Here is a 5,637-nt window from a genome sequence, read left to right as displayed (position 1 = left end):
CCAGGTACTGCAGATACTAATCTGTGGAAAATCAGTTTATACTCTCGTTTTTTATACCACCCCGCTCCCAACCAGCGCCCATACACACATGAACGCATTGGTTGCACTGTCATACGGTTTTAGCAAATGTCACTAAGCGAACAACAAATTGAACAGCTCGAAGATATTCTTTTTGCCGAGCATCTAAATGAAGAGGCTTTGGATTATTTTGGCTTTCACGGCCTTGTATGCGCCAGTGTTAGCATTAGTGTGAGCTTTGATTACGAGCGTTCCGGTAGTGAGTTGAAAATAAGTCTCAGAGATACCGGGAAAGGCTTTGATTTTGCTTCACAGAACGAAGACCTGGCAATGAATACTAAACCATGGGGGCGCGGAATTGCGCTGGTCCGATCTCTGTGTGAAACGGTTGAATATAGTGATGAAGGCCGCTGTGTCGAGGCGACCTTGGTACTTAATCCGAATGATAGAAAAGAAAGATATCCACCAATTGCTCCGGCATAATTTCTTCGAATTGGGATAAAAGCTTTTCGTTTCGACGTATTTCTTGAAACTCATCACTATCAAATAGGCCTGAAAGGGCCATGATAGGAAGTAGCAATTCGGCGGTAACATCTTCACCTTTGCAGAACCATGCCTTTTCTTTGTAGAAGAAACCTTCCATAAAGCCTGTGCACCAGCTTTCAAGACAGGCATCGTAGTGAGTTTCGCTGTCGTCATCAGTTTCATCGCTGTAGGGTAAGAGTATATCGCGGTCTTCATTAATCTCTTCAAGCAATGTCGACTTGATCTCTTCGATACAGCTTTCAATAGTGGCGATTTCAGATTCACTAAGCTCGATATCATCATTGCCAAATAGCACAGAGATAAGAGTGTTAGTGTCAAAGTCTACCGGCCCGATAACACTGGCGCATACAAGGCCGTGAAAGCCAAAATAATCCAAAGCCTCTTCATTTAGATGCTCGGCAAAAAGAATATCTTCGAGCTGTTCAATTTGTTGTTCGCTTAGTGACATTTGCTAAAACCGTATGACAGTGCAACCAATGCGTTCATGTGTGTATGGGCGCTGGTTGGGAGCGGGGTGGTATAAAAAACGAGAGTATAAACTGATTTTCCACAGATTAGTATCTGCAGTACCTGGTAAGCATAAAAAAGCCGGTAAGAACTAATTGCTCATACCGGCTCTGAGGTCTTTCAGAACTTAATTAGCGGAAATGCTATTCAGTATCTGTAGTCTGAGTTGCTTTACTGTCTTCAGCTTTTGCTGTTGATTCAGCGGGGCTCACCTCAACCTTAACAGCTGACAGCTCTGGTGACTTAGGAGCCGCCGCGCTTTCAGTTTCAGCTGATTGCGCTCTTGGGTCATTGTGAACCCGGTTAGAGCGGTTAGGTCTACGACGGCGAGCTGGCTTTTTAACTTCGACTTTATGCTCATCAGCCGGCTTCGCTTCGGCTTTAGGGCTTGTATTGCCAGTTATTTCTTTTGTCGCGCTTTCCTTATCAGCAACAGCTTGCGTCTTCGTTGGAGAGGCATCCGACTTGCTGTTTGTCGCTTTATTGCCTCGATTTCTACGAGGGTTACGGCTACGAGGTCGGCGAGTCGAAGTTTTCTCTTCGCTATCACTAGAGCTGGCATCTGATGTAGTTACTTCAGTTGCAGTTTCATCACTTGTTTCTGCTTTGCTCTCTTTTACTGCTTTAGGCGAATCTACAGCTTTAGTTTCGGCAACTTCAGCTTTATCAGAGCTTTTATCTTCCTTGCTTTCAGTTGCAGCAGGTGCAGGGCTAGCGTTGCTACTCGCTTGAGGCAATGAACTCTTCTCTTCTACCTTAGGTTTTGAGACTTCTGCTTTAGGCTCAGTTGTAGCGACAGGCTTAGTTGTTTCCTTAAGGCTTTCGCTTGCTGTGCTAACTGCACCCTTGGTGTCAGTTTCAGCATTCTTCGTAGGAGCTTTGCTACGGCGCTCGCCACGGTTTTCTGAACGTCTACGGTTAGAAGAGCGAGTAGTGGATTTATTTTCGCTGCTTTTAGCTTCAGGCTTTGTGGTATTGGCTTCTACACTGTCGTCCGCTTTTGCTAAGGTATTGTTTACCACGGGCGCTTCTTCAGGGCGTTGTTTATCCTCATATTTCTTGGCAGGACGGTTACCGCTACGATTTCTGCGCTGCGAACCTTCTTTGTTCTGAGTGCGTGAATCGTTTTGCTTCTGGTCGCGAGTGTTCTCAGAATTTGATCTGTTGCCGCGATTATCATTGCTACGACGCGAGTCATTGTTTTGATTGCGTCGGTTACGTTGGTTGCCGCGATCATCTCTGCGATTTTCATCGCGTTGATTTCGATTTTGGCCAGACTTATTACGGTTGCGGTTGTTGCCTGAAGCGTTATCGCCAGACTGAGAGTCTCGTTGCTTGTTTCTATTCTTCTGGTTACTGCGGTTGCCTTGAGTGCTGCGCTGCTGCTTTCTAGCAGGTGCTTCATTAGCAACAGAGGAGGCTTTCTCTTCTGCGCTGAACATTGCCGATAGCTTGGATTTCAAACGCTTCATTAGGCCAGTTTCTTCGCTTTGCTCAGCTTGCTTTTGAGGTGCAGCTTCAGTTGCAGGCGCTGAAACTTGAGGTGCAGGGCTAGCATGTGAAATAGATTTAACCGCAGCTTCTTCGCGCACGACTTCTTTTGCTGCGGCTGTTGGAACTGCTTGTTCCTCTGGCTGTGTTGTTTCTATTTTGTAACTAGCTTGATCATCACTGGTTTCGTCTTCACGAAGTCTACGTAACTCATAGTGAGGCGTATCCATAGCCATGTCAGGAATGATGATAACGCGAACAGACTGCCTGCGTTCAATCTCCTGAATTTGTTGGCGCTTCTCGTTTAATAAGAAAGTAGCGACAGGAACCGGCAGGACTGCTTGGACCGAACCTGTTTTCTCTTTAGAGGCTTCTTCATACATTAGGCGCATGATTGACAGTGCTAAAGATTCAACGTCACGAATCGTACCTTGTCCGCTACAGCGAGGGCATACTGCTGCGCGGGTCTCACTTAGTGAAGGTCGTAAACGCTGTCGTGACATTTCAAGGAGCCCGAAACGAGATATCTTGCCAACCTGAACGCGTGCGCGGTCAAGTTCTAGGGCTTTACGCATGCGGTTTTCAACGTCACGTTGATTTTTTGCAGGGCCCATATCGATAAAGTCGATAACAACCAAACCACCCATATCTCGTAAACGAAGCTGGCGAGCAATTTCTTCTGCAGCTTCAAGGTTAGTTTGAAGTGCTGTCTCTTCAATGTCGCTGCCCTTAGTTGCACGAGCTGAGTTGATATCGATTGAAACAAGTGCTTCCGTTGGGTCGATAACAATTGAGCCGCCAGAAGGCAGTTTTACTTCGCGTTGGAACGCTGTCTCGATTTGAGCTTCGATCTGATAACGGCTGAATAATGGCGTTTCGTCTTGGTAGAGTTTGATCTTGCTTTCATAAGCAGGCATAACTGAACGAACGAAATTTAGAACATCTTCAAACACAAGCGGTGCGTCAACAAGTACTTCGCCAATGTCCTGGCGCAAGTAATCGCGAATAGCACGGATGATGACATTGCTTTCCTGGTATATGAGGAAAGGAGCGGGGCGGCTTTCAGAAGCGCTGGTAATTGATTCCCAAAATTGTAGAAGGTAATCAAGGTCCCATTGTAGCTCTTCTGTTGAACGACCTACGCCAGCAGTACGAACGATAACACCCATGTTGCGTGGCGTTTCAAGGCCGGACATGGCTTCTTTAAGTTGTGAGCGGTCGTCGCCTTCGATGCGGCGAGAAATGCCGCCAGCACGTGCGTTATTAGGCATAAGAACCAAGTAACGACCGGCAAGGCTGATAAAGGTCGTCAGTGCGGCGCCTTTGTTGCCACGCTCTTCTTTATCAACCTGAACTATAACTTCCTGACCTTCTCTTAAGGCTTGCTTGATATTGACCCGGCCTTTACCGGCAGCGGGGTCAAAATATTCTTTAGAGATTTCTTTTAAAGGGAGGAAACCGTGGCGCTCAGCACCAAAATCAACAAATGCAGCTTCAAGGCTGGGCTCGATACGAGTGATCTTACCTTTATAAATGTTTGCTTTTTTCTGTTCGCGAGAACTCGCTTCGATATCAAGATCGTAGAGTTTTTGGCCGTCTACAAGGGCAACACGTAACTCTTCACTTTGAGTTGCGTTTATAAGCATTCTTTTCATGAATGAAATCCAGTTTTGTGCTGGAAATCGCAGGAAGACAGCTTGGTTTAAAGTAAAATTACTCAGCTATAAATCAAGTTAGCGAGCTAACAAATTCCAATACATAGCAGCAACACCCAGTACCCGTGACAAATTCGCGGTGGGGAAGTGGCCACATATGGCGTTTGTTGGTTTTACTTCTATTTCCTAACTATTGTCTGGTCTTATTGCTTCCTTCAAATGATCTGGGCATATGTATTTATGCTCGCTCAAGTCCGGTGCTGCCTTTCAACGCTAAGAAGTAAGTGATAGTGCGTACTAACATTAATGGTCTGCGTTCAATCGCAAGACTTTGTTGTCTGCATCACTTACGGGCTATAAATTCTGTTTTCCTAATGCGATTCCACGCTTTAGTTTTATTTCCAGAGCTTAAATTGCTCTGGAATCCTAATTAATTTACGACATGACAGAGCTTTCTATACCGTGTCGTGTTGTCTGTACTTTCTACTTTTCACTCTGTTGGTGGAAAGGCTCGCTTTATGTATTCTTTTTCATTGCGTGCGTACAAAACTTTCAACGCCTATTTAGCTTGTGTCGCAAGCAAATAGCTGTCGGTTTTCTGTCTATATAATCTGTCGTCTTACTGCTCCGTGGGCTTTTAGCTATATAGTTGACTGAACTCAGCTGAATCTATATAGGGGAATGCGCCTTTCAATGTAACTTTTTTACGGGACCAGTGTGTTGAAGGTGGGCTGATGACAGTGGAAAAAACGGATGAACCAAGTTTGTATTCCTGAGATTTCTTGTCACTCACTCTATATTGTCTGTTACTGCTAATCGATCACAGCGAGCGGGCTCCTTACAACAACGCAGAAATATAGCAGTAATTACTTGTCGCAGCAAATATATCAAGTAATATGACTGATTTTTAAGGCGCATCCAAAGTTCAGGGTGATCTAAGTAGAGAATAGAATGAGTGAAAAACAAGCCGCTGAAGGTGGTGAAAAGCGCAAAACAAATGACAGGCCAGCTGTCCGCATCGTAACAGTAACGGCAAAGAATGAAGGGCAGCGAGTCGATAACTTTTTGCTTTCTCAGCTTAAGGGTGTGCCAAAGTCTAAAATATATAAAGTCATTCGAAAGGGTGAGGTGCGGATTAATAAGGGGCGCTGCAAGCCTGAAACCAAATTGGCGATTGATGACCTTGTTAGAATTCCACCGATTGTTGTTGCAAGTAGCTCTAAAGGCGCTATTAGGGTGAGTGACAATCTTCTTGAGTTTATTGCCTCAGCTATTATTTATGAAGATAAGCAGCTGCTAGTAATCAACAAGCCTTCCGGTTTAGCTGTGCATGGCGGAAGTGGCGTTAATTACGGCTTAATTGAGGCGCTACGCAAGCGTTACCCGGAAACCCAGTTTCTTGAGTTGGTGCACCGCTTGG

The 5,637-nt window shown here is 45.3% G+C and carries 4 protein-coding genes; 2 read left to right on the top strand and 2 right to left on the bottom strand.

The genetic code is table 11. From position 1 onward, the window contains the following. The first annotated feature begins 126 nt into the window (after nucleotides 1-126). Nucleotides 127-501, top strand: a complete 375-nt coding sequence (locus A3763_RS28710) for an ATP-binding protein (protein WP_068760178.1) — start codon at nucleotides 127-129, stop codon at nucleotides 499-501. Here the strand turns inward: A3763_RS28710 and A3763_RS14785 are convergent. Next, nucleotides 452-1,012, bottom strand: a complete 561-nt coding sequence (locus tag A3763_RS14785) for a YecA family protein (RefSeq protein WP_068507962.1) — start codon at nucleotides 1,010-1,012, stop codon at nucleotides 452-454. The two genes, A3763_RS28710 and A3763_RS14785, sit on opposite strands and share 50 nt — an antisense overlap. A 202-nt stretch (nucleotides 1,013-1,214) precedes the next feature. Further along, nucleotides 1,215-4,217, bottom strand: a complete 3,003-nt coding sequence (gene rne, locus A3763_RS14780) for a ribonuclease E (protein WP_068634020.1) — start codon at nucleotides 4,215-4,217, stop codon at nucleotides 1,215-1,217. 951 nt (nucleotides 4,218-5,168) lie between these two features. Between rne and A3763_RS14775 the strand changes: the two genes are divergently transcribed. Further along, nucleotides 5,169-5,637 (top strand): S4 domain-containing protein (locus tag A3763_RS14775; RefSeq protein ID WP_255376624.1); only part of this gene is annotated, 469 nt, incomplete at its 3' end.

It is taken from the genome of Oleiphilus sp. HI0128 (assembly GCF_001635365.1).
This window is presented reverse-complemented; position numbering and strand designations above follow the sequence as displayed.

Excerpts from the sequence above, each read along its gene's own strand:
- A3763_RS28710 (WP_068760178.1), top strand. The coding sequence starts at position 127 with ATGTCACTAAGCGAACAACAAATTGAACAGCTCGAAGATATTCTTTTT.
- A3763_RS14785 (WP_068507962.1), bottom strand. The coding sequence starts at position 1,012 with ATGTCACTAAGCGAACAACAAATTGAACAGCTCGAAGATATTCTTTTT.
- rne (WP_068634020.1), bottom strand. The coding sequence starts at position 4,217 with ATGAAAAGAATGCTTATAAACGCAACTCAAAGTGAAGAGTTACGTGTT.